The following is a 25,362-nucleotide window of genomic DNA, read 5'->3' as shown; positions in this document are numbered from 1 at the left end:
AGGGATTCCTGGAGCAGCATCACCTGCCCCCCGGAATCCCTTCTCTTCTTGCCCGCGATCAGTGTGGCCTATCGCGTAGTACGCAGCGGCTTCAGCTTGTCCATCCAGCCGCTGATTTGTTCAGCGGTCTCCGTGCTCTGCAGCAGCCGTTGGTATTCATCCACATAGCCGCCGTAACCGGGAAGCTGTCCGGCCCACTCATGGAACTCTTCGAACCGCGTCAGCGCGACACTGCGCCGCCCGAGAATCAGGTAGGCGTTCAGCAGCTGCTCTAATGTCTGCTCGGACGGATTGTTTTTATACTCCTGCTCACTGAGCTGAAGCTGATCGACCGCGTATTGCTTGGTAAGCAGCTTATCTGGCACATAATTCGTCCCTTCCAGCTGATAGATGCCCATCAGCGCCGGACCCAGAGGAGATTGCCCCGGATAAGGGCTGGCCAGCAGATCCTCACTTCCATCCTGATCCACATCCTCATAATTCACGCTGAACAGATCGTTAACCGTTACCTGCATTGTTCCGTCGATCTCTTCGACCACAATAGACGCGTAAGCAGGACGGTTATCCATCAGACTGAACAAGAAGGTATTCCGGTTGTTCTGCACAACCGCTTCGGCCCAGAGCTGCTCCTCCTCATTCCAAATGTCGCCGCCTTCCAGGGTAAGCCCGGCCTTCTTGCTGTCAAAGACCATTTTGCCCTCCTTGACGATGGCGAACTGTGTATAGTTGAACTCTCCCTTGTTCCAGTAATATACCTGAAAAATCTGCCCGTTCAACTGAACCGCATCCATATGTACGAAGCCCGAATACTCATCCGCTATCTCAGGTGACACTTCCGCCAGCGCTGCGTCAGCCGTGTCTTCCTCCTGATGCCCTCCAGGTACTGCCGAGAGATCCGCTGCCGGGGAAGCGGCTGGCGCTGCGGACGGTTCTACTGATCTGCCACCCCCTGTTCTTGAGCAACCCGCTATAATTGCTAAGGCTATCAATAAGCTTATAATCCGCATGTGATCCTCCTAAATGTCGTGTCGTGGTAGCATGGCTTCCTATATATGCCCATCGCAGAGCAAGCTTCGGAAGCCTGTACCTTAGTATGTGAGTTGCGGTTAACCATCCAGTTGTGCATGGAGCTCCACCAGTTCTTCCTCCGTCAGCCGTCTCCACTGCCCTTGCGGCAGACCGCTGAGCGTGATATGCATAATCCGTATCCGCTCCAGGCGGAGCACACGGTAGCCCAGCGCCTTGCACATCCGGCGGATCTGCAGGTTCAGCCCTTGGGTCAGAATAATCATGAACTCCTTATCCGCGATCCGCCGGGTGAGGCATGGCTTGGTCCGGGTCTCCAGAATATCTACACCCGCTGACATCTCCGCCAAAAACTCTTCCGTGACCGGCTTGTCCACGCTCACCCGGTACTCCTTCTCATGACTATGCTCAGACCGCATCATCCGGTTGACAATCGACCCGTCATTGGTCAGGAGAATCAGCCCTTCCGAGTGCTTATCCAGTCTGCCGACGGCAAAAATCCGGGATGGATAGTTGATATAATCTACTATATTCCCTTCCACGTGCCGGGCGGCTGTACAGGTAATGCCTATCGGCTTGTTCAGCGCCAGATAGACCCGCTCCTCCCGGTCTGGAGTCACAGTAATTCCGTCTACAGCCACCGTATCACCAGGCTCCACCATTGCTCCAGGCGCACATATCTTCCCGTTAATCGTGATCCTTCCGGCGGCAATCAGCCGGTTCGTCTCTCTGCGCGGATAGACGCCAGTCTCACTGATATATTTATTAATTCTCATGAAGTGCCCGCTTTCAGGTCCTACATATGAAAGAACACCTGATTTACATACAAATCAGATGTTGCTCCAACCTATAACCCTTATATTTGTTAATTATCAATGGGCAGATGTCCGCTTATTTAGCGCCTCCGGTTTTGCTGCTGCCACTCTTAGCTGGCTTGACTGGTTTGGCCCCTTTAGCGCCTGGGCTTCCGGGAGGGCCGCTTTTGGCCGGCTTCACGGGTTTTGCTGTCTTATTCCAGCGGGTCCAGCCCTTGCTGCCTGTTCCTCTGCCTGTACCGCCGCCTTTACTTTTTGCCACAATATCACTCCGTCAATATTCAGTTTTCGCCGTACATTACTCTATCTTACCATTATTTCGGGCGGATTGTCAGGTCCAACTGCAAACAGCCTGCGCGAAGGAGCCTCCGGCAGGCTGCGTAACGGGTATCCATCCAAGAGCATAGAATGGCTTATTTAGGCTGAATATATCCTTCGGCCTTCAGTAATTCAGCGATCAGTACCGCACCTCCGGCAGCGCCTCTTACCGTATTGTGGGACAAGCTGACGAATTTGTAATCGTACAGTGAATCCTCGCGCAGACGACCTGCGGAGATACCCATGCCATTCTCAATGTCACGGTCCAGACGAGTCTGCGGGCGGTTCTCTTCCTCAAAATACGTGATGAACTGCTTAGGCGCGCTCGGCAGACCGAGCTGCTGCGGACGCCCCTGGAAGCTGTTCCAGCGTTCCAGAATCTCTTCGCGGGAAGGCTTCTGCTCAAAGGAGGCGAAGACTGCCGCCATATGGCCGTCAGCAACAGGCACACGAATACACTGTGTGGTGATTACCGGCTGCGTGCTTGGGACAATCCCCTCACTAGTTACCTTACCCCAGATCCGCAGCGGCTCCTGCTCGCTCTTCTCTTCTTCTCCGCCGATGTATGGAATCACGTTATCCAGCATATCTGGCCAATCCGCGAAGGTCTTGCCGGCACCTGAAATTGCCTGATAAGTAGTTACAACTACCTTAGAAGGCTTGAACTCATGAAGTGCATTCAGGGTAGGCATATAGCTCTGAATGGAACAGTTCGGTTTCACGGCGATGAAGCCGGTCTCCGTCCCCAGACGCTTGCGCTGCTGGGCGATGACCTCCAGATGCTCCGGGTTGATCTCGGGAATCACCATCGGAACATCCGGTGTCCAGCGGTGTGCCGAGTTGTTGGAGATCACCGGAGTTCCGGTACGCGCATAAGCTTCTTCCAGCGCCTTGATCTCTTCCTTCTTCATATCTACGGCGCAGAAGATCAGATCCACATCCGCAGCCACTTCCTCCACCTTGGAGGCGTCTTGAACCATAATGCCTTTGACGGCTTCGGGCATAGGAGTGGATAGCTTCCATCTGCCTTGAACAGACTCCTCATAGGACTTGCCGGCTGAATTCGCGCTCGCCGCAATCGCTGTTACCTGAAACCATGGATGATTCTCCAAAAGTGCAATGAAACGCTGGCCGACCATACCGGTACCGCCAACAATACCCGCTCTGAGCTTACTCGACATAAGAAATTCATTTCCTTTCAAGCAGCGCCTAGCGAAAAGCGCTTTTTAATAACCGATTATAAAGGATAGCGGCATGTTACACAATATGTGATTATAAAGTAAGTGTTTCCTCTTCTAATGAAATTATCGCGTCATCCCGAGCCGCTTCGCCAGCTCACCCAGCTCCTGACCCTTCAGCGCCCCCTCCACCAGGACAGGCAGCAGTGCCGGAGTACAGGCGAAGCAAGGCGTTCCATCACGGGTGAGCTGGGCGGCCAGCCGTTCATCATAGGAAGGCTTGCCTTCATCGGAGAGAGCCAAGAGCGTCATCGTCCGCACCCCGGATTCCCGCAGCTCACGCATCCGCCGGACCAGTCCGGCCTGATTGCCGTTCTCATACAGGTCCGATACGATAATGAACAATGTCTTCTTCGGCTCCTCGATGAACTGCTCGCAATACTTCACCGACTTATGAATATCCGTGCCGCCCCCGAGCTGGATGCCGAAGAGCATGTCAACAGGATCATTCGCACACTGCTCTGTCAAGTCTACCACCTCGGTGTCAAAAGCAACGACACGCGTGTTCAGCGCAGGGATACTGGCGAAGATCGAGCCGATCACCGACGCCCAGATCACCGAGCTGGCCATCGAGCCGCTCTGGTCAATATCCACAATGACCGTCCATTCCTTGCTGCGGCGGGCCCGGTCGAAATAGAAGAAGCGTTCGGGGATAATCATCCGCCGCTCCGCATCGTAGTGCTTCAGATTGCGTTCAATCGTCCGTTTCCAGTCCAGCCCGCTGAGCGAAGGCAGCGGGGAATGCTGCCGCTTGTTGAGGGCTCCGGTAACCGCACGGCGGATATCGGTCTCCAGCAGCTTGACCAGCTCATCCACGAGCGCCTGAACGAGCATTCTGGCGGTATCTTTGGTTTTCTCCGGGATTTTGCCCTTGAGTGCCAGCAGCGTACCGACCAGCTGGATATCCGGCTTCACTGCCGCCAGCAGCTCCGGTTCGAAGAGCAGCTGCTTCCAGCCCTTACGCTCCATCGCATCGGTCTGAATAACCGAGACCACATCCTCCGGGAAGAAATTCCGCACATCCCCGAGCCACTTGGACAGGTTAATTGCGGCATGTCCCGAGCCTGCGCCTCTGCCCTTCGATGCGGCAGCGGCACTCCCTTCTGCCTTGCCTGCACCTGTCTCATTGTAGATAGCCGCCAGCGCGGCATCCATAATCAGCTCTTCCTCGCTCAAGATCCGGCCGCTGCCCGGGCCGAAGCCGGGCAAGGCCTCTTCCGCGTCCTGCCCCAGAATCAGCCGCCAGCGTGTAAGGGCGCTGTTCTGGTTCTCCTCCTTCAGCTCTTCATCACCCATCTACAGATCCCCGAAGTCAAAATCATTCAGATCATCCAGCATTTTGGCTTCCTCCTCCTTCAGTTCTCCTGTCAGAATCTCGGCGGCCTGCTCTGTGTTCACGCCCCACAGCTCACCCAGCAGCTCGGCGATCATCGTCTTCTCACGCGGGGAGAAGGTGCTGAACGCCCGGCGCAGGAAGACCAGCGCACGCTTGAATTCCTCATCCTCCAAGGCGTTGATATAGTCATTCAGCTGTTCCCACAGGCTCATCCGCGACAGCAGCCCATAGCGGTTACGCATGGACAGCCCTTCGAACCAGCCTGCCCCGAGGTCCGCCGGTATTCCTGGAGACAAGCGGCGCGACACCTCCGCCGCAACCTCCCCGGCAGGAATGGCTCCACGCTCCATCAGGATCGCGCAGGCGAAGCCCGACAGCCGCGGGTTGCGGTCATCCCGCTGCGCCAGCTGCAGCAGCTCCTGCAGCCACAGGGCCGTATCTGCAATCTCGCTATGCTCCTGCGAGATGTTGTTCAGATCATTCATTGCGCCGATCATCAGCGCCGCTGCTTCATCATTGCAGCCGCTGGCATCCAGCAGGAACAGGCAGCCCCGGCGGAACAGCTCCTCCAGCAGCGGTATGAACGGGGCCGTATCCACCTTGCGGATGTCGCCATAGCCGATGATCTTGGCCAGCTCCCTGGCTGCCGTGGCAATCGACACAACATCCCGGCTGTCTACCGCTAGGCGCTGCAGTACGCGGCTGCTCTCCTCCATCTGCGTGGTCATGGCACATTCGCAGGCGGTGACAATCAGCGCAGATGCCTCAGAGATGGAGCTGCATTCCAGCAGCTTCTCTCGCAGCACATAGGCTGCCGCCACTTCAATGGTCTCCCCCAGCAGGGTAGACTCCACAATCTCAATCTCTACCTCCGGCGCCCACTGGAGTATCCAGTGCTCCGCCCAGGTCGCCCCGGACTGGCCGCTCGGCACATTCCGGGCGAAGTGGATACCGAGCAGCTCCAGCCGGTGGAACAGCACGGAGCGGTGCAGATCGAGATAAGCCGCTTCACTGCTTGACACCCGGCGGTTCTCACGCAGATCCAGCGTCAGGTCGCTGGCTACGGTCGATCTGTACTTCTCCAGCTTGTAGCGCTTCAGCAGCCGGTTCAGGTCATCCTGAATAGGCGTCTGGCTGACGCCGTCGGCCAGCCTTCCGATGTTCGTGCCAACATCGACCCGGGCCAGCGAATCAGCGATAACAGCCAGATCCCCATGCCCGAGCAAGGTCTGCGCGGCATCCCGCAGATCACGCAGCGTAGGCGCGCTTCCGCCGTGCAGCGCAGCCAGCGACTCCGCCAGCCGCACCGCTTCAATGACTTCAGCCGTGGAGCGGTGCGTCCCTGCTCTGCGCACCATCCGGGCCACAGAGGAGAGATAGAGATGGGGCAGCTCCTCAGAGCGGCCGGAGGCCATCAGCTCCCACATCATCTGGAAGTAGTGCGGAGCCGCATTACCCGCACCGTAGCCAGACATGGTAGAGAGCTTATAGTAGGAATAAGGCATCAGCGTCAGCTTGGTAGAGCGTGCAGGCAATGACGCCAGCTCCGCATCGCTCATCCCCTCCGAGAGATCGGCCAGTGCGGCGGCGTGGTATGCACCGCAGATCACAACAATCTTCTCCGGCAGATGCCCTTCGTCAATCTTGAGCTGAATCTGCCGCCGCATATAAGATTCTCGCAATGCGTTATATGCATATTCCCGCGGCTGCTCTGCGCGCTCCGTGGACTCCGACAGCTCCCGCATCTGTCCTGAGAAGGCCAGTATCGCGGCGCGGTAGGCACCGCTGCTGGCGTTATGCTCGTAATTACGCTCCCAGTACATATCATAGTCATGCTCACCGGCGAGCCGGGCAATCCGGCTGTATACGGACTCCGGCTCACGGACTTCCTCTTCCGCCGGTTCCCCCTGTTCCTCAGCCACAGGCTTCAGCTCCGGGCGTCCGCCGGCATCCTGCCGTAACGCATCCTGCAGCCCCAATGTTACAGAAGAAGGCAGGTCGATGAACTCTGCCTGTGCTCCATGCTCCTGCGCCCATTTCATCCCCTGATATTCCGGGGAATACACAGCGAACGGCCAGAGCACCGTCCGCACGGGGAGATCCTCGGTGAAGGCCAGAATAGCTACCGGCGGCTTTGTTACCGCATGGGTTAAATGACGGATCTCTCCGCTTGCATCACTCGGCCCCTCAATCAGCACGGCGGTCGGCTGCAGCTCGTTCAAATATTCCAGGACATGTCTGGCACCGCCCGGAGACAGATGCCGGACTCCGAAGACATGAACACCGGCAACCGCTGCCCTGCTCACTCGTTCATCTCCTTGCAGGCTTGATAGAGTCCGCGCCAGTCCGCTCCTTTTTTCTTCATTACATTATCCAGATATTCCTTCCACACCAGCTTATCCTTGTCGTCATCCTTGACGATCGCCCCTTGGAGTCCCGCTGCCAGATCCTCGTCGGTCAGTTCTCCGCTCCCGAAGCTTGCCGCCAGTGCCATGCTGTTCGTCAGCAGGGAGATCGCTTCTGCCGTGGAGATTACACCGGCTGGAGTCTTCACCTTCTCCTTCTTGTCGAGGGTCATGCCGCTGCGCAGCTCGCGGAAGATGGTGACCACCTTCAGCAGCGCTTCATCTGCCGGAACAGCAGCCTGCAGCTCATAGGAGGAGGCGATCTCACCCACACGCTTCTTCACAATCGACAGCTCCGTCTCAAGGTCCGATGGCGCAGGCAGCACAATGATATTGAAGCGCCGCTTCAGGGCAGCGGACATCTCATTGACTCCGCGGTCCCGCGTATTAGCAGTGGCTATAATCGAAAAACCCTTGCGGGCACTGGTCTCCTTGCCCAGCTCCGGCACGGAGATCGTCTTCTCCGACAGAATCGAGATCAGCGCGTCCTGTACCTCGGAGGCACAGCGGGAGATTTCTTCAAACCGGGCAATACCACCGTCCTCCATCGCCCGCATAATCGGGCTCTTGACCAGCGCCTCCGGCGTCGGACCATTCGCCAGGAGCATGGCGTAGTTCCAGGAATAGCGCACATGCTCTTCGCTTGTTCCCGCAGTCCCCTGCACTACCATGCCTGAGTTGCCGTAGATCGCCGCTGCCAGATTCTCGGACAGCCAGGATTTCGCGGTGCCCGGCTCCCCGATCAGCAGCAGCGCCCGGTCAGTGACCAGTGTGGCAACGGCCATCTCGATCAGCCGGGTGTTGCCGATATATTTCGGGGTAATCACGGTCTTGCCCGCCTTGCCGCCAGTAATGAAGGTGAGGACTGAGCGCGGGGACATCTGCCAGCCGGCAGGAATACGTCCGCTATCCTCCTTGCGTAGAGCTTCCAGCTCCTCACGATACAGGATTTCAGCCGGCAGACGCATGTAATCCTGAAGCTGACCTTGTTCTGTTGACATGTACACCTCTCCTTTATATATCCCCGTCCATCCGGGACAATCTCTTCCGTGCCGGTGACACTAAGTATATTGCAGACTTTACTGCTTACTTACTAGCTGGTCCAGTATATATTCCAGCTGGCGCTTGGATTCATATTTGAACCGGGGGGCGATCTCCTTCACCCGGTCCACATAGCTGGCAGGGAAGCGCTCCATCATCTCGAACAAGTAGTGGTCAAAGGTATACAAATTGCGTACGTTGTTCTCTTCGAGCGCAGAGATCAGCAGCTCCAGCCGCTCCGTCTCAGGCAGTTCTGCCCTCTCCAGTCCTTTAAAAATATTCGCGAGACGGTCATACGTGTACCGTTTGAGCGTACCTTCCAGCTTGCCCCGCAGGTAATTCTGCACTCCCTGATGTCCGGGCCGGGCGAAGACACAGGCCAGATTCATGGCATCCTGCTTGATGGACCATTCCAGCCAGCGCGGGTCCCATTCCGCAGCAACCTCTTCAGCCGACATGATCCGCCTGTTATATTGTCTGACGCCCGAGGCATCCCAACGCACCTCATAGTCCCAGTACAGGTCCACTGCCTGCTCCTCGATCGTATGGATCAGCAATTGCGAGCGCTGAGCCGCCTGCTTGGCCGCCTGCCCGATCAGCTTGGTCTCCGTGAGGGTTCCAGCGAACCGGTCGAACATCTCCTGCGGGCTGACTCTCCGCTTGGCCGCATGGAAATAATTCGGCAGATACCGCACGCTGCGCTGCGCCAGCTCTGCGAGCTCTTCCAGCGCGGCGTTATCCGCTGATTCCTGCTTGTACCAGGCCGCCTGGTCAATCAGATGAATCCAGCCGAGGGAAGTATAACGGTTATACTCCTTAAGAACATAGCTATAAATGGCATCCAGTTCCGCACTCTTTGCCTGGCGGAGAGCCGCCATGAAGGGAGCCAGCTCATCCCAGGCCTTCTCGGTGATTTTCTTATCGGCACTCGTCTCCGGTGCGGCCGTAAGCTCATCCATGAATAATGCCGTAAGCCTCGCATAGACCTCTGCAGGAGCCCCATACGCCAGCACTGCGGCTAACATCTCACGGTCCTTCTTCTGGAGGAACACCTCAATGAGCCGCTCTGCTCCCTGTGCCGTTCCACCCGCCGCCAGCGCTGTGTAGGCGGCTTCACGGATGATTTTCTTTTTGTCGGCAGACCACTCCAGCAGGAGTGCTGTATATTCCCCATACTCTCCCAGACACTTCATGGCCGCTGCCCGGATCTCATCACTACCGTTCTCGGCTGCTTGAACAATAACGTCCAGGTGACTGGAAGCGCCTGCTTGGGCAATGACCTCCAGCTTGCGGACCTCGCTTCGCCCCCCTGCCGGGTTGAAGCTCTCCAGCAGGTATCCGGCGATCTCCGGCCCATAAGAAGGCAGAATATGATTCTTCGCATATTCTGCCAGCTCCGAATACGGGTCGTTCAGCGCTGAGACAGCCAGCGGCAGCAGACGCAGATCCTGAAAGACTCCTTCCTTATAGGCATCCAATACAATCTCATATCTGCCGCTTCCGGTGGTGGTGAGCGCTTCAATCACAGGCGCAAGCTTCCGGTAAGTCTGATTCGTCTGAAGAGTGAACTTCCGGACCGGCAAGAGTCCGGGCGTCCCATCCACGGTTGTCGTTCCCTGGGTGTACAGCACGGACTCCAGCAGCAGGGTATTCTCCTGCAACTGAATACCCGGGGCAGGACCGTCCAGACTACCCGGTTCAATCAGTGCAGTGATTCCCTCGCCTAGCTTCTTAAAGACCGGTGACCGCTCGCCTAGCTGCTGAAATTGCGGAAGCAGCCGCTTCAGACGGAAATCTCCGGCCGCCAGCTCACTTCCGGCAATATACAGTCTTCTGTATTCCTGATGCAGCTCCTGCAATAACGCTGTGCTCATGGATTGTCCTCCCTAAGTGAATTTAATTCGTTCATGATACTGATCAGGTGCTCCAGTTGCCGCTTGGCCACGAACGTGTACCTTGGCGCCGCAGCTTCCAGCCGGGAACGGTATCCAGCCGGCAACCGCTCCATCAGGCGGGTCAGCGAATTGCTGAACTGGTTCGTCTGATCGAATCTGCCGCTCTCCAGTGCAGACATAAGCAGCTCCAGGCGTCCCGGCTCAGGAACTCCTGCACGTTCAAGTCCAATGAAGATGTTAGGAAGAACCTCGTCATCTCTGGGCTGCGGAGGCACCTTCAGCTTCTTCAGCAGATATTCCCGCACTCCCTTATGTCCCGGCCGGGCGAAAGTGCAGACCAGATTAAGTGCATCCCGCTGGATAAACCAGTCGAGCCAGCGCGGGTCCCAGGCGGCTTCAATCTCCTCAGCGCTCATTCGATCGAAGGTATCCTCAGCCTTGTAGTAGTACCGTGGCTTAGGGTTAATAATCACCCGGTCCAGGATGTCGATCAGAAACTGTTCCCGCTGCGCGGTATCCTTCTTCATGAAGGAGAGCAGCCTTTGCTTCAATCCCCCGGCGAACTGGTTATACAGCTCCTGCGGAATCATCATTTTACGGGCCGCCCGGAAATAATACAGCAGATAGTTGTAGTCACGCTCCGCCAATAACTGCAGCTCCCTGAGGCTGGAATCTGTTACTGTCCACTCCTTGTACCGCACTGCCTGAATGATAAGCTGCTTCCATCCCAGCGACTGGAAGCGGTCATATTCGCTGATTACATAACTGTAGATTTCATCAAGCTTGCTGCTCCGGGCACTAAACAGCGCCCTCATGAACTGCTGGATCTCCGCCCAGACAGCTTCCGTCTGCTGCGGGTCTCCATTATTCTGCGGGGCCAGGCGGAGCTTCACCATGAACAGGTCGGCCAGCTTCTCCGCGGCCAGCGCAGCAGGCAGGTTCGCAAGCACCTCGGCAACCATCTCACGGTCCTTCCCCGCACAGAAGGCTTCGTAGAGCCGCTCCGCTCCCAGTTCACTCGCGCCGGCCGCCAGCGCCGTGTACGCTGCTTCACGAATCGCCTTCTTCTTGTCAGCCGACCATTCCAGCAAAGCGGCTGTATATTGCTCATCCCCTGCCAAGCAAGCGATAGCAGCAACCCTGACCTCATCGCTGCCGCTCTCTGCAGCCTGGAAGACCGTATCCAGATGCCTGGCGGCACCTGCCTTGGCGATGACCTCCAGCTTGCGCGCCTCGCTCCGCCCGCCTGCCGGATTGAAGCTCTCCAGCAGGTAGCCGCTAATCTCCGGCCCATACGAAGGAAGAATATGCTCCTTCACATAGTCCGCCAGTTCCGAATACGGATCATTCAGCGCTGAGACCGCCAGCAGCAGCAGACGCAGATCCCCGAAGACGCCTTTCTGGAAGGCATCGACCACGATCTCATATCTGCCGCTGCCCGTCGTGCTGAGTGCCTCCAGCACAGGCGCCAGCTTCCGGTAAGGCTGAGCAGTCTGAAGCGCGAAGCCCCACACGGGCAGAGGGCCTGGGGTTCCTTCCACAGCTGTTGTCCCTTGGGTGTACAGCACGGACTCCAGCAGCAGAGTCTGCTCCTGCAATAGAACGCTGGGGGCAGGCCCGTCAGGACTGCCGGGTTCAAGCAACGCTGCAATGCCTTCACCGAGTCTCTTGAAGACCGGTGACCGCTCACCGAACTGCTGAACCTGCGGAAGCAGCCGGTTCAGGCGGAAATCTCCCGCTGCCAGCTCGCTTCCGGCAATGTACAATCTTCTATACTCCTGATGAAGCTCCTGTAGTAACGCTGTGCTCATAGACACGCCTCCTGTCAGTACAGCAGTCGAATGACCTCTTCGTCCATAAGAACACTAAGCGGCTGGGCACGCAGACGTCCCTGGTCCAGGTCATGCTCGAACATGACCAGAACCGTGCAGTCCTCGCGGGCTCCCGCCGGAAGGAATGGCAGCAGCCCTACTGTGCCCTGCGAGGCCGATGGGATATCCTCCAGGAGCAGCCGTGTTCCTTCCCCGTCGGTCAGGACATACTGGCCGTTCTCAGTAACGCCCAGAGATGATGCATGCAGCAGCATGACCGGCTGCTTGTCGCTCAGCGGGTTCTTGATCTGGTTCTTCACCTTCTTGAAGACTTCTGAATAAGAACGGTGAGCCATGGCGGCCGCCCGCTCAAGATCATTACCCTGCACCGGTCTTGAAGACATGGACTCGTACCGGATACGGGCATTCATGTCCCCTGGATAGGTGTACAGCTGAGGAACCACGGCAATGTCGAAGAAGCTGTCTTCCTCGCGCATCAGCTTCGCCGCCTTGTATGGGCGGTAGTTAAAGGTCCGGCGGATCTCACCGCCTTCCGCAGAGAGATCCAGCCAAAAGCCAAGGTCTACGAACTCCTGGCGGGCAGCATCGTTGTAGCTGTAGAAGGATAACTGCAGCAGCTCCGCCCCCTCCTTCACCAGACCATATTCCTTCAGCTCGCTAAGCTGCCAAGCATGGCCCAGCCATTCATCAATAGTGGATTCGTGATCGAGCGCAAGCTCCGGGTCCTCGCTCCGGGCCTGGAGATACGCCCGGCCCTTCTTGATAAATGCGTGTAGCCGTGTCAGCTGCTCCACCGCATATGTATAGTTCTGCTCCTGATCCTTGCCGCTGGACATCAGATTCGCGAAGCGGCGCAGCTCGATCTGGGCCCCGGACAGATAATAGTTCCCGAGCTCCTTCACATGCCCCTGAAGCGTCTTGGCCGCAGACTTGTCAATCGTGGACAGGCCACTGCGTACGAAGGAGAGCACCAGCTTCTCCAGCAGATCAAGCCCTTCGAGCTGTGCGTTGATTTTTTTCTTCAGGGCGGATTTGTTAACCTTCTTCGGCTTGGGGTCTGCCCCTTCTGCCGCCTGCTTCACCTTGTTCTCTTCCCGCTTCTCCGCCTTCTCGCGCTTCGATGCAATGTCTTCAGGAACCGGGGCAGGCGTGAACGTCTGGCCTTCGGTGTAGGCATAGAGCAGACCTAATGCGTGCTTGCAGGGGAATTGGCGGCTGGGGCAGCTGCAGCGGAAGACCGGGCTGTCTGGTGCGATGAAGTCCACTGAGCACTCATAGGGCGTTTTGCCGCTTCCGGCACATTTTCCGAACAATAGTTCTCCGTTCTCCGACTGATGGAGCTCCACAAAGCTCTTCTTGCGGACCAGCCCCTGGCCGTTCTTGATCGCAGCAGCATTAGGTGCAAGTGAATCGACGTACGTGGATGTTAGCTCTGGCAAATTAGATTCCTCCCGGCTGAATTAGGATGTAAGCAGAATGAATAAACGTGCATACGGGGCACAAGTATTTATTACCCAACTTCACATAAAACGACTACAAATAACATCACAAAACGACTACAAATAAGATCACATGTTTGCATTTATATTAACAAATCTTGGCGTCCGATCCAATAGAGTAACCGCTTTCAAATAGAAAATGGGTGATAGGTCCTAGATTCACTTCTAGTCAAGCTCTGTTCTAAGCGATATATGTACACTCTATATTCCAAGTGGAAACAGCATTGCCGTCCTTTTAAAGGACGGTACCGTTTCAGCGAGAAATAGAAGGATAATTTATTGTGTGCAACATATAAATTCTTATATTTGAACAAAAAAACGGCCAGCCCTCATAAGACAGCCGCCGTTCCTGCTTCCCCGCAGGGATATTTTATTTGAACCAGCCTTTCTCCTTAAAGCGTGTAATCGCCTCGATCCGGTTGCCTACATCCAGCTTGTCCAGAATGACCGAGATATAGTTGCGGACCGTTCCGGTGGTGATATAGAGCTGGCTGGCGATCTCTTTCGTATTCTTGCCGTCTGCGATGAGCCCCAGCACTTCCTTCTCCCGCTCGGTCAGCGGATTTGCTTCCTTGCTGTAAGCCTCATCCATCAGCTCTGGCGCGTACATGCGCTTGCCGTCCATGACACTGCGGATCGACAGCGCCAGCTCTTCGCTCGGACTGTCCTTAAGCAGATAGGCGTCGACTCCGGCCTTGACCGCACGCTCGAAATACCCTGCCCGGGCAAAGGTGGTCAAAATCATGATTTTGCAGCTTTCCCCCTTCAGCGCTTCTGCCGCTTCCAGACCCGTCATGGCGGGCATTTCAATGTCCATAATACAGATATCCGGATGCAGTTGCTTCACCAGCTTCACGGCTTCTTCCCCGTTGCCCGCCTTACCGACCACCCGCATATCTTCCTCCAGGTCCAGCAGAGCCGATAGTGCTCCCAGCAGCATCCGCTGGTCTTCGGCTATCACGATTGATATCATTGCGCATTCACCTCCATGTCCGGCTGCTGCGACGCATTCGGCACCTTAATCACCAGTGTAGTTCCTTCATCCTGGATCACTTCCATCGAACCGTTGACGAACTCCAGCCTCTCCCTCATACCCTGCAGGCCATGCCCTTTATGATATAGCTTGGTCCCCTCAATTCCTCCGCCATTGTCCTTCACCTTGATGAGCAGATCGGTCCGCGAGGATTCAATCTGAATCCGGCAGAGTGAGGCCCCGCTATGCTTGACCACATTCGTTACCGCCTCCTTCATACACATGCTCAGCACGTTCTCGGTAATCAGCGAGGTCTGGGTTAAATCGGTGTTACCTTCCAGCTCATAATCAATCCCGGCAGCCTGAAGGAGCTGGCGGACCCGCACCAGTTCATCCTCCAGCCGGATGCCCCGCATCTGCGTAATCATCTCGCGGACTTCCTTCAGCGCACTGCGGGCCGTCATACGGACATCGTTAATTTCGATGATAGCCTGCGCCGGATTCTTGGTAATCAGCTTGCCCGCGAGGTCACTCTTCAGTCCAATCAGCGACAGTCGCTGCCCCAGCGTATCATGTAAATCACGGGAGATCCGCTGACGCTCCTCCATAATGCCCAGCTCAGAGATCCGTTTGTTGGCATCCTCCAGCTGCCCCTGCAGCTTATCCTGCCTGTTGCGGTTATACGTTGTGACCGGAAGCAGTACCACCGCAATGATACTGACCAGCACGAAGGGAAGCTGCGAGAGGAATACAGGATTGCGCATAATCAGCTCATAGTTAATCGCTACAATAGTCGTCAGCAGATGGATCGGATATAGGGTGAAGAAGGCTGCTCTTTTCTGAATATTCCCGATAAAAAAAGCCAGAAATAACGCAAAGTACATATACCCGAACAGCAGCGTCATCGTAATCGAGACCACCATCTGCACACTGGTCCAGAAATAGACCACCCAACCCCTCGACTTAAACGACAGCACGTAGCAGCCGAAGAAGACCATAATCATCAGGATGCCATACACCCAGCGGTCCGCCGTGGAGGAACGGAAGATGAAATAAAATGGGAGAATGTAAAAAACAACCCATACATAAGGGCTCAGTCCCGTGCTTTTATGAAAAATATGATGCCACTTCTGCATGTTAGCCATCCTTTTTGCCAGCAAGTTTATACCCCCATTTTAACATAAACCAGCCTACGACCGGCAACTTCCTTCACAGTAACCTGTGTATATTCTAAAAAGAAAGACCAGACCCGGCATCCTGCTCCCCGGATCTGTCTTTCTGCATGTTATCATGTTATCGCTTCTATTCGCTCTGGAATCCCGGCTTGATTACCTTAAGGACATCTGTGACGGCAGGCTCGTTCTGGCGCAGCCGCTGCTTCAACTGCTTGAAGCTGAGGAATACCTTATGCTCCTCATCCCAAAGGCGGTATTTCAGCGCTTCAAGACTGGTGCTGAGTGTAATGGTGGTTGCCTTTTGCAAGGGCGGGCTGGCATTGTGGGCCAATTCCAGATTGTAATTCGGCACCTTCGGGCTCAAGTGATGCACATGGTGAAATCCGATATTGCCGGTAATCCATTGCAGTACCTTCGGCAGCTTATAGTAAGAGCTTCCTTCTACAGCGGCGTTCACATAGCTCCACTCTTCATCATGCTCGAAATAGGTATGTTCAAACTGGTGCTGTACATAGAAGAGCCAGATGCCGAGGAAGCCGGATACGAATACGATTGGCAGCTGCACCAGCAGGAACGCCTGCCAGCCTATGAGCATAATAATCCCGGCGTACAAACCGACTATGGACACATTGGTCAGATACGTATTCATCCGTTCCTTGCGTCTTGCGCCTTTGGCATTGAACCGGTACTGGATAAGGAAAACAGCAATCGGTCCGATGACGAACATTACCAGCGGGTTACGGTAGATACGATAATAGAGCCGCGTGAGCGGCTTGGCAGCCACATATTCATCCACTGTCATGATCCAGATATCCCCGATGCCTCTTTTGTCGAGATTGCTGCTCCCGGCATGATGAATCGAATGACTGTGCTTCCACTGACGGTAAGGGACCAAGGTAAGCACGCCTGTGATGGTGCCAAGAATATCATTGGCCTTACGGTTCTTGAAGAACGACCCATGGCAGCAGTCATGAAAAATAATAAAGGTGCGGATGACAAAGCCTGCAGCCGGAATAGCGAACAGCAGCGTCAGCCAGTAGGACACGGATAAGCTGAAGTAGGCGGCAGTCCAGAGCAGCACCAGCGGCCCAAGCGTATTAATGAGCTGTTTTATGCTCGTGTTGCGGTCTGTTTTCTCGTAAGGGGCTACGCTTTTCTTCAATGTAGAGAGCTGGGGTATCTGGTTGTTGGTCATCGGGATCGGTTCCTCCTCGGATGCATCCATTCAAGGATACTTCTTATATTTACAGTATAAAGAAAGAAGTGTCATCCCCGTAAGTCATAAATATCAACTCTGACATATGACAAATGTCATACTCGGCTCTGAAGTGCTTCTCTGCCCGCCTCCTTCGTTCTGAGCAGCGGCAGCATAATCATCACCGCAATCAAGAACAGTACACCGCTCCCGGTGAAGACTGTGGATAAGGAGAGCATACCTTTTGCATAGCCGGCTACAGACATTCCGATCACCATGAAGCCCATGAACATCGGCCCCATAATGCCGCCCACCCTGCCCATATAAGCAGTGTCCGTATGACGGAGCAACAGAGTATTGATACCGATATGAATACAAGGGTAAAAGAAGCCGCTAACCGTCTGGAGCGCCAGCGTCAGCGCTGTATGATGCGACCAGCCTACTCCTACCGTTGCGGCCGCACTGATCAGCAGGCCTAGGGATAACATTGTCTGCGGCTTCATAGTTTTGCCTTTACTCATAATAAACATTCCGCCCAGCAGCATCGCCGCTCCATTCGCCATCATTACCCACTGCAGGAAGCCTTTGTCTCTGCCCAGATTCTCCATAATGATGAAGACGCCCAGCGGCTGAACCAGTCCGGCGGCAAGCCCGGCGAAGGCAAAGGTTACTCCAAGGTTCTTCAGCACCCGGCTTGCACGCACATAATTCAGTCCGGATAGCATCTCCGCCAGGAACCCGCTGCGGGCCTGTCCGGTCTCCTCCATCCGGTCAGCGGGCAGCTTGACCAGAATGAGCGCCGAGCCGATGAACATCCCGCCCATCACAGCAAGTGAGGCCTCAATGCCGTAATGACTATAGATGAAGGTGCCGATAACCGGACCAATGACCATGAAGAACGCCGTAAGCGACTGAAACATAGCCATTACACTTTGCAACTTCTCTTCAGGCACATGCTGCTTGAGCAGCTTCATCGCCGAGGGCTGTGAGAACTGGGACAGGATAGCCGACACCAGCGTTGCGAACAACAGGGCCCGCCATGAGCCTGACATGACCACCAGCAGCACAACAAAGATTGAGCAAGCGGACAACAGATCGCTAACAATCATGGTCCTTTTGGGCCGCCAGCGGTCTGCGAAGGTTCCTCCGATGATCGCGAACAGAAAGAGCGGGCCGTATTCAGCTACCGAAATGAGCGAGACATAATAAGGATCATTCTGCGTAATCTCCGTCACATACAGCAGAATCGCAAAATTCCGCACCCACACCCCGAGCTGCAATAGTACATTCGACAGCATAATAGTCCGTACATACTTGTTACTTAACACGTTAACATCCTCCATTATTCAAAATAGACTAAATAGATATGTATCTAATATCTTTACTAATATATAGACTTTAATTATATTTGTCTAGTTATTTATAGATGTTATTCTAACTGTCTATTTTTTACCGAATTACTGCTTTCTATTTTCGAAATAGAATTTATAGGGCATTCTACTTGTGCTTGGGTGTTGTTTCGTATCCTGCTTAAACAGCGGAGCGGACGGAACGACCCGCGTAAAAGCGAAAGAGGCTGCCTTTGTGCCCGGCTTTTCACCGCTAAAGAGAACAAATAAAATCTGGGGACAAGAGCGTTTGGGACAAACCATTTCATTTCCCCGTATCGCCCACTTCCGGCGTATCCAAAGGGATTTATCCCTTTCATTTCCCCGTATCGCCCGCTTCCGGCGCATTCAACAGGATTTATCCCTTTCAGCAAACGACAAGAAGCACCTAAGTCTCCTTAGGCGCTTACGCGTATCTTGTATCTATGTAGATGTTGGTCCCCCCTGGCTAAGCCTGCTTCACATGCTCCTCGCGGTACTCTGTGGGGGTCTTGCCGGTCGCTTTTTTGAATACCTGAGTGAAGTATCTCGGGTCCTGATAGCCGACCAGCGGCGCGACCTGATAGACCTTCACATTGCTGCTGCGCAGGATGTACTTGGCGTTCTCCATCCGGCAGTGGGTAACGAATTCGAGGAATGTGTAGCCGGAGATTTGCTTGAACAGGGTGCAGAAATGGCTGATGCTGAGATCGGCCACCTCGGATACCTCCTCGATGCTGAGATCCTTATGGTAGTTGGATTCAATGTACCGCTGGACCTTCTCAATGATGCTCCGGCCGTCCTCCCGGGCTGCGGTCTTATGACTCTGCTCCAGCCAGTCGCCGAAGGTGGTCTTCAGAACATCCATCATGGCAGGCAGAGTGCCGAGTCCGTTCAGCTTGCTGAGCAGCCCTTCGATGGACCAGTCATTATGGGTATTCAGATGTGCGAACTGCCGGTACAGCACCACACTCATCTCAATCATCAGACGCTCCGCCAGCGGCTGGGGCAGACTCTGGGCTTCAATGAAGAGGGACATCTCGTCAAAAAGAGTAAGCATCCGCTCCAGGTTCAACGTGCGGATGCACTCAATTAAGGACAGCTCCAGCTCCTTCGGATACTGCACCTCACGGTTGCCAGCCGCCACTGCCTCCTCTTCCAGGAAGACTCCGGCCTGGCCGGAATAGAAGCGCTGGTACAGCGCCTGGGAGGCTAACGGGTAGACCGTGCTAAGCTGATCAATCCCGCTGGTGCTTCTGCTGATGCCGACAGAGCAGTTCAGCTTGGAGTAGCGCTTGATCCCGGCAATGAGCTGCTCCCCGAGTGCCCGCTTGCTGTTATTTAGGCTAGCCGGGAAGAGCAGAATCCATTCCCCGTTATAGAACGGGAAGATGGACAATGCCCCGTTCTCGAGCGACCACTCCTCCAGGATATTGCGCACGGCAAACAGCCACAGATGCTTCTCTTCAGGGCTCCATTTCGCCGTCAGCGCGGCGTAGTCGTCCAGACGGACCACGGCCATGAAGTATTCGCCTTCCAGCTCGCTGTTCTCCAGCCATTTGAGATGCTGAAGCGGGCGCGGGTTGCCCAGCGTGAATTCGGCCAGCATACGCTCGCGGGCCAGCAGCGACAGGGTCTGCACCGAGAGCATCAGCTGCTCGTTCTCCTTCTGGCGGTCCAGGCGCTCCCTGGCCCGCTTAAGCATCTCCACCAGCTCGTCATGGTCGATTGGCTTCAGCAAATAATCAAAGGCCCCCAGCCGCAGAGCTTCCCTGGCATATTCGAACTCCCCGTAGCCGCTAATGAAGATGAAGATCAGCTTGGCGCTGCGCGGCAGCACCTCCTTCATTAGCGTGATCCCGTCAATCACCGGCATGCGGATGTCACTGATAATGATGTGCGGTGCGGTCTGCTGAATCTGCTGCAAGGCGGCCTCGCCGTTCTTCGCTTCTCCCACAATGGTCAGGCCCAGCTCATCCCATGGAATCGCAACCTTCAGGCTACGCAGTATAATTGGCTCATCATCTACGAGCAGTACCTTATATTTCTCCTGCTGTTCCTTCATCTACTACACCCCCAGGCTTATTGACCCGAAGAACTCCGGATCAGATTCCAATACTGTTTGGATGCATCCTGCAGCTGCTGCAGGGCCTGCTCCGCCTTCAGCCCTCCGTCAATCATCTCTTCAATGACACTGAGGAAGGTCTTCTTCACTTCAGGCGATAACAGATTGTCATACGGGACGAAGCTCTGCTGATTCTCCTCCATCAAATCCATCACCTGGGCGAAGACCGGTCCGGTCTTCTCCGGGTCAAATGCAATCCGCATCGACGGAATCCGGAGCCCCTCATAGACAATTCGCGTCTGAATCTCTTTCGTATAGAAGCCCTTCATCAATTCCAGAGCCGCTGTACGCTTCGCTCCGGTGAGGCTTGAAGACAGCCCGATGCCGATTGTATACCCTCCGGCGATGGACGGCTCTGACCCGGCCTCCCGCGCAGGGAAGGGCATGACTCCAACCCGGCTCTGGAAATCGTCCGGTGCATTGTCTCCCGAGAATAAATTGATATCCCAGTTGCCGTTCAGGTACATGGCTGCCCTCCCTTCAGTGAACAGACGGACCGCCCCCTCAGTAGAGGTATCGTTAGAGTCTTCACTGAAATAGCCTGCCTCCACCCATCTGTTCAGGTGCCGGAACGCTTCCAGGTAGCCGCTGCTGCGGAAGCTCGACCTATCCTCGCCCGTTACCAGCTTCTGAATCAGGTCCGGTCCGGCGTAGCGGTCCATCAGATAATGTGCGAATATCCCCGCAGGCCAGCGGTCTTCGTTCCCCAGCGCAAACGGGATATACCCCGCTGCCTTCAGCTTCGCCATCACCGTATCCAGCTCGGCCAACGTAGCCGGAGTGTTAATGCCTAGCTTGGTGAAGATTTTTTTATTGTAATAGAGCGGTTCCGCATTACCCTCAATCGGCAGTCCGTAGATATGCTTATTGAACGTCCAGAGATGCAGATCCTTGAACTGGTTGCTGAGACCGTTCTCTACAGTGAAATCAGTCAGATCCATCAGCCGGTCTGAACGCACATAAGGCTCAATCTCCGCCCCGCCGAACAGAACGAACATATCGGGCGGTGTACCGGTTACCATCTCACTCTTCAGCTTCTGCTCGCGGTGTATATTCTGATCCAGTCCCTCGAAGTTCACCTTCACATTCGGATGGCTCTCCTGGTAGCTGCGCACAACCTCCTCGAAGATCGCCAGCAGCGGCCGGTCATGCTCCTTGATCCAGAAGTGCCGGAAGGTTAGTGTGATCTTCTCGGGCGAGGTATCTTCAATTTGCTCCCGGTCCTCCTGCATAATGAACCATACGGCGCCGGACATCAGCACAATATAGAGGAGAATCCATCCCCAGTTGGTCAACCATCTAAGCACATGCCGCTGGTCCTTCATTTGGCTTCTCCCCCTCATGTCGGCTGTATCCTCGGAATCCGGATGCAGATGGCTGATCCGAAGCCCGGTGAGGAGCAGACCAGAATACCATAGGGATTACCGAACCGGATGTTCAGGCGCTCATGCACATTTTTCAGTCCAACCCCGCTGTCGCTGTATTTCTTGGGATTGCTCCGCTCCTTGTCCCACTGGCTCATCAGCACCTCAAGATCGAAGCCGGGCCCGTTATCCTTCACAATAATGATAATATCCTTGCCGTTCTCCTGAGCGGTAACCGTAATCCTTCCGTGCTCCTCCATCTGCTCAATGGCATGGTACAAGGCGTTCTCCACAATCGGCTGAACAATGAGCTTCTGGGTCATCACATATTTCAGCGGCTCGGGCAGCTCCAGCTCATAGGAGAATTTGTCCTCGAACCGGAACTTCTGGATATCCAGGTAATGGCGGACATGCTCGAACTCCATCTGCAGCGGGATCAGCTCCTGATTCTGACTGATGCTGATCCGCAGCAGCCGGCCGAGCGAGATGACCATTTTGCTGATATCCCGGTTGCCTGCCAGCACCGCCATGGAGTTGATCGATTCCAGCGAATTATAGATGAAATGCGGGTTGATCTGGGCCATCAGCGCCTGCATCTCCGCTTCCTTTTTGCGTCCCTGTTCGGTCTGGACCTGATCGATCAGCTCATTGATCTGCGAGCTCATCCGGTTGAAGCCGTCAATCAGGGAATCGCTCTCATCATTGGCCCGCAGCGGTACCGGAATCGGGGTGAAGATCCCCTGCTTGACCCGCTTCATGCCGTTCACGGCACTGTTAATGCTGCGGACGAGCCTGCGGATGAAATAACGGTCGAACAGGAAGGCCGACAGCAGCGACACCATGCCGAGAATAATCGCAATATTGCGGATGGAGACCGATTCGGAGGAGATCAGGTTCATCGGCGTAATGGCCGCCAGATACCAGTCCGCGTTATGTGAAGGCAGGAAAGTGATCAGAGAACGCTCCCCTTGATAATTGTCAATGTAATAGTCCTGCTCCTGGTTATAATTCTCCTGCAAAAAAGGAAAATCCGTCCGTTCTCCGATATGCTCCCCGGACTTGTTAAAGACGATATTACCCTGCTTGTTGACCAGCAGAATATCCCCTTTCTTCAGGGTGGCAGCCTCCCAGAAAATCTGATCGAGCAGATCCGGCTTCACATATACAACCAGATAGCCGATATCCTCCAGCGAATAATAGTCCTTAATCACTCTGGCATGGACCAGCACCGGCTTATCGCCGCTTGCCGAGCCGTTCTCTCCGGGACCGGACCAAACAGGACGCCCTTCGGCAGACTCCATGGCTCCGAACCAGACCTGCTTATGCATATCTGCAAAAGACATCGGCGCATTGTATTGATACAGCAGCCGGTCTTTGCCGTACAGGCTGAATGAGGTGATCATCGGATGGTTAATCAGCAGGTTGTTGATTTCCTGCTTGCGGTCATAGGTGAGGACGAAATTCTGCTGCTTCAGCGACTGCTGAATCGCAGGCTGTGTGATGGCAGAATTGGTGATCGATGAAATCTCACTGAGGGCGAACTTCAGCTTGCGGTCCGTCTCCAGCAGGGAGATCCAGTAGAAATTGCTTGATTTTTTCTCCATGGCATTCGAATAATTCACATACGTAACAATCCCCATGACAATCACGGGAATGAATACGAGAAGAATAATAGCGAACAAGATTTTGCGGCGGAGCTTCATGACGGTTCCCTTCCTCCTGCGGTCTCTGTCCAAATAGAAGAATAATAGGTTTCACACCTTAACTTATCCTTCTATTTCTCGCTGAAACGGTACCGTCCTCTATAAGGACGGCAAAGCCGTTTCCACTTGATTATTATTCTTCACAGCATTCTGTAAATCCTCTTACTTATAGAATAGATAGACGGTTAACTCTTGATGGCGCCTGAAGTCAGTCCGGCAATCACCCAGCGGCTGAACAGCAGGAAGACAACCAGCAGCGGCAGTGTGGCCGTGAAGGTAGCGGACATAATCATCCCGTAATCGAGACCGTCACGTGTAGTGAACAACTGCTGCAATGCAATCTGAATCGTGAAATGCTCCTTGTTCTTCAAGACCACCAGCGGCCAGAAGAAGTCATTCCATACCGTCATGAAATTCAGAATGCCCAGGGTAGCCATCGCCGGTGTAATGACCGGAACGGCAATTCTCCAGAAAATCCGGAAGTGTCCTCCCCCGTCAATACGCCCGGCTTCAATCAGTTCAGTAGGCACGGCCGAGGAGATGTACTGCCGCATCCAGAAGATGCCGAAGGCATTGACCATAGCCGGAACAATCAGCGCCTTGAAGCTGTCAATCCAGTGAAGCTTGGCCATAATGACATAGGTTGGCAATACGCCAAGCTGCTGTGGAACGATCAGGGTGGCGATAACGAAGACGAACAGCACGTTTTTACCAGGGAATTCATATTTGGCAAAAGCATACCCGGCCAGTGTACAGAAGAACACGACCGAGACCGTCACCATGGACGAGACGAACAGCGAGTTGCCGAGCGCCTGAAAGAAGTCCGATTTATCCAGTACCCGCTTGAAGTTCTCGAAGAACTGGTCTCCGATGGTGAGCAGCGGCGGTACGTGGAACACGGCTCCCTTGTCATTCGTCCCGACCACAAACATCCAATAGAACGGGAAGATGGAGACCAGTGCTCCGAGAATCAGGAGAAGATAGAAGCCCAGCTTGCCGAAGAAGCCGGGATCATCCGGTTTTTTTCTGAACATACGCAGTGTACTCACGCTTTTTTCCCTCCAGTCTCTCTGCCGCCTCTTGAGATCAGCATATTGAGGACAGAGAACAGTATCGTAACGAGGAACAGCAGAACTGCTGTAGCCGCCGCCGTGCCGAAGAAGCCGTTACGGAAGGCCTCACTGTACAAGTAAGTAACCATCGTAATCCCTTCCTGCCGGGTAGATCCGGTACCGGATTGGCCGAGGAAGACATAAGGCTCTGTGAAGAGCTGCAGGGCACCGATAGTAGATTGCAGGGAAACGAAGATAATGAACGGCTTAAGCAGCGGCAGTGTAATGAAGAACAGCTGCTGTCTGCGGTTGGCCCCGTCAATTTTGGCGGATTCGTACAGGTCCATCGGAATGCTCTGCAGGCCTGAGAGGAACAGGATCGCATTGTAGCCCGTCCAGCGCCACATGACCATGGTGGAGATGGCAATTTTGACCCCCCACCAGCCGGAGTTGAAGGCCATGCTCTCTACCCCGATTCCGTTAAGCAGCCAGTTGATCATTCCGTTATTGCCGAACAGCGTACTGAATACCAGTGTAACCGCCACGATCGAAGTGATATTCGGCATGAAATAAAGGATGCGGAAGGTCTTCTTGAACCGGGTCATCCCCGAATGCAGCAGCACCGCCAGAAGCAGCGCCAGCATAACCTGCGGCACAGTACCCATGAGTCCCATAATGAGCGTGTTACTGAAGGAGATCCAGAAGGTCGGGTCCGTGGTGATCAGCTCGAAGTTCTTGAAGCCGACGTATTTCATTGGACCTAAGGCATCCCACTTGTAGAACGATAAATAGAATGTGAAGAAGATTGGATATAGTCCGAATATCGAGAACAGAATAAAGAACGGTGAAATGAAAGTATACGCAGTGAAGCGGCTCCGTCTTTGTTCAGTGAGGAAAGGTCGTTTGCTCTCGGCATGCGGACTCGTAATTACGGGCTCTGCCATGTCACACCTCCAGGGAATTCATATCTAAATCCGGATTCACAGAGGGAATACTCCGTGAA

19 protein-coding genes are annotated in these 25,362 nt (G+C 54.7%); all 19 read right to left on the bottom strand.

What is annotated here, in order from left to right; genetic code table 11:
* Nucleotides 1–68: 68 nt before the first annotated feature.
* The 19 genes from NYE24_RS01505 to NYE24_RS01415 all read right to left on the bottom strand — a co-directional run bounded on the left by NYE24_RS01505 (nucleotide 69) and on the right by NYE24_RS01415 (nucleotide 25,303).
* Nucleotides 69–1,007, bottom strand: coding sequence for a hypothetical protein (locus NYE24_RS01505; RefSeq protein WP_342477861.1), 939 nt, complete (start codon nucleotides 1,005–1,007; stop codon nucleotides 69–71).
* A 99-nt stretch (nucleotides 1,008–1,106) separates the two neighbouring features.
* Nucleotides 1,107–1,802, bottom strand: coding sequence for a pseudouridine synthase (locus NYE24_RS01500; protein ID WP_036694400.1), 696 nt, complete (start codon nucleotides 1,800–1,802; stop codon nucleotides 1,107–1,109).
* Between the two features lie 115 nt (nucleotides 1,803–1,917).
* Entirely contained in the window at nucleotides 1,918–2,106 is a 189-nt protein-coding gene (locus NYE24_RS01495) for a DUF3934 domain-containing protein (RefSeq protein WP_342479182.1), read from the bottom strand.
* A gap of 148 nt (nucleotides 2,107–2,254) precedes the next feature.
* Complete coding sequence (gene asd, locus NYE24_RS01490; protein ID WP_036694403.1) at nucleotides 2,255–3,340, bottom strand: aspartate-semialdehyde dehydrogenase; 1,086 nt, start codon at nucleotides 3,338–3,340, stop codon at nucleotides 2,255–2,257.
* Between the two features lie 123 nt (nucleotides 3,341–3,463).
* A complete protein-coding gene (locus tag NYE24_RS01485) occupies nucleotides 3,464–4,693 on the bottom strand; it encodes a VWA domain-containing protein (RefSeq protein ID WP_036694404.1) in 1,230 nt (409 codons plus the stop codon).
* Nucleotides 4,694–7,039, bottom strand: coding sequence for a DUF5682 family protein (locus tag NYE24_RS01480; protein ID WP_342477860.1), 2,346 nt, complete (start codon nucleotides 7,037–7,039; stop codon nucleotides 4,694–4,696).
* Nucleotides 7,036–8,139: an AAA family ATPase gene (locus tag NYE24_RS01475; RefSeq protein ID WP_036694406.1), complete on the bottom strand. Its 1,104-nt coding sequence runs from the start codon at nucleotides 8,137–8,139 to the stop codon at nucleotides 7,036–7,038. The genes NYE24_RS01480 and NYE24_RS01475 overlap by 4 nt, the downstream gene beginning before the upstream one ends.
* 78 nt (nucleotides 8,140–8,217) lie before the next feature.
* A complete protein-coding gene (locus tag NYE24_RS01470) occupies nucleotides 8,218–10,053 on the bottom strand; it encodes a HEAT repeat domain-containing protein (RefSeq protein ID WP_342477859.1) in 1,836 nt (611 codons plus the stop codon).
* On the bottom strand, nucleotides 10,050–11,885 hold the full coding sequence (locus NYE24_RS01465; protein ID WP_342477858.1) for a HEAT repeat domain-containing protein: 1,836 nt from the start codon (nucleotides 11,883–11,885) through the stop codon (nucleotides 10,050–10,052). Before NYE24_RS01465 ends, NYE24_RS01470 begins: the two co-directional genes overlap by 4 nt.
* A 14-nt stretch (nucleotides 11,886–11,899) precedes the next feature.
* Entirely contained in the window at nucleotides 11,900–13,345 is a 1,446-nt protein-coding gene (locus tag NYE24_RS01460; protein ID WP_342477857.1) for an SWIM zinc finger family protein, read from the bottom strand.
* 430 nt (nucleotides 13,346–13,775) lie between these two features.
* Nucleotides 13,776–14,378 (bottom strand): response regulator transcription factor, encoded by a 603-nt coding sequence (locus NYE24_RS01455; RefSeq protein WP_036694411.1) that lies wholly within the window; start codon nucleotides 14,376–14,378, stop codon nucleotides 13,776–13,778.
* Nucleotides 14,375–15,514, bottom strand: coding sequence for a sensor histidine kinase (locus NYE24_RS01450; RefSeq protein WP_036694412.1), 1,140 nt, complete (start codon nucleotides 15,512–15,514; stop codon nucleotides 14,375–14,377). Before NYE24_RS01450 ends, NYE24_RS01455 begins: the two co-directional genes overlap by 4 nt.
* 166 nt (nucleotides 15,515–15,680) lie before the next feature.
* Nucleotides 15,681–16,748 carry a fatty acid desaturase gene (locus NYE24_RS01445; protein ID WP_036694566.1) on the bottom strand — a complete coding sequence of 356 codons (1,068 nt, stop codon included), beginning with the start codon at nucleotides 16,746–16,748 and terminating at the stop codon, nucleotides 15,681–15,683.
* Nucleotides 16,749–16,864: 116 nt separating this feature from the next.
* On the bottom strand, nucleotides 16,865–18,076 hold the full coding sequence (locus NYE24_RS01440) for an MFS transporter (RefSeq protein ID WP_342477856.1): 1,212 nt from the start codon (nucleotides 18,074–18,076) through the stop codon (nucleotides 16,865–16,867).
* Between the two features lie 508 nt (nucleotides 18,077–18,584).
* Entirely contained in the window at nucleotides 18,585–20,180 is a 1,596-nt protein-coding gene (locus NYE24_RS01435) for a response regulator (protein ID WP_342477855.1), read from the bottom strand.
* A gap of 17 nt (nucleotides 20,181–20,197) precedes the next feature.
* Nucleotides 20,198–21,565, bottom strand: coding sequence for an extracellular solute-binding protein (locus NYE24_RS01430; RefSeq protein ID WP_036694415.1), 1,368 nt, complete (start codon nucleotides 21,563–21,565; stop codon nucleotides 20,198–20,200).
* A 14-nt stretch (nucleotides 21,566–21,579) separates the two neighbouring features.
* Complete coding sequence (locus NYE24_RS01425; protein ID WP_036694416.1) at nucleotides 21,580–23,307, bottom strand: sensor histidine kinase; 1,728 nt, start codon at nucleotides 23,305–23,307, stop codon at nucleotides 21,580–21,582.
* A gap of 185 nt (nucleotides 23,308–23,492) precedes the next feature.
* Nucleotides 23,493–24,356 carry a carbohydrate ABC transporter permease gene (locus NYE24_RS01420; RefSeq protein ID WP_036694417.1) on the bottom strand — a complete coding sequence of 288 codons (864 nt, stop codon included), beginning with the start codon at nucleotides 24,354–24,356 and terminating at the stop codon, nucleotides 23,493–23,495.
* Nucleotides 24,353–25,303, bottom strand: coding sequence for a sugar ABC transporter permease (locus NYE24_RS01415; RefSeq protein WP_036694418.1), 951 nt, complete (start codon nucleotides 25,301–25,303; stop codon nucleotides 24,353–24,355). Before NYE24_RS01415 ends, NYE24_RS01420 begins: the two co-directional genes overlap by 4 nt.
* Nucleotides 25,304–25,362: the final 59 nt, after the last annotated feature.

It is taken from the genome of Paenibacillus sp. FSL H7-0350, assembly GCF_038593195.1.
Lineage (GTDB): Bacteria > Bacillota > Bacilli > Paenibacillales > Paenibacillaceae > Paenibacillus_AQ.
Note: the sequence above shows the minus strand (reverse complement) of the source record. Positions and strands in the feature narration are given on the sequence as shown.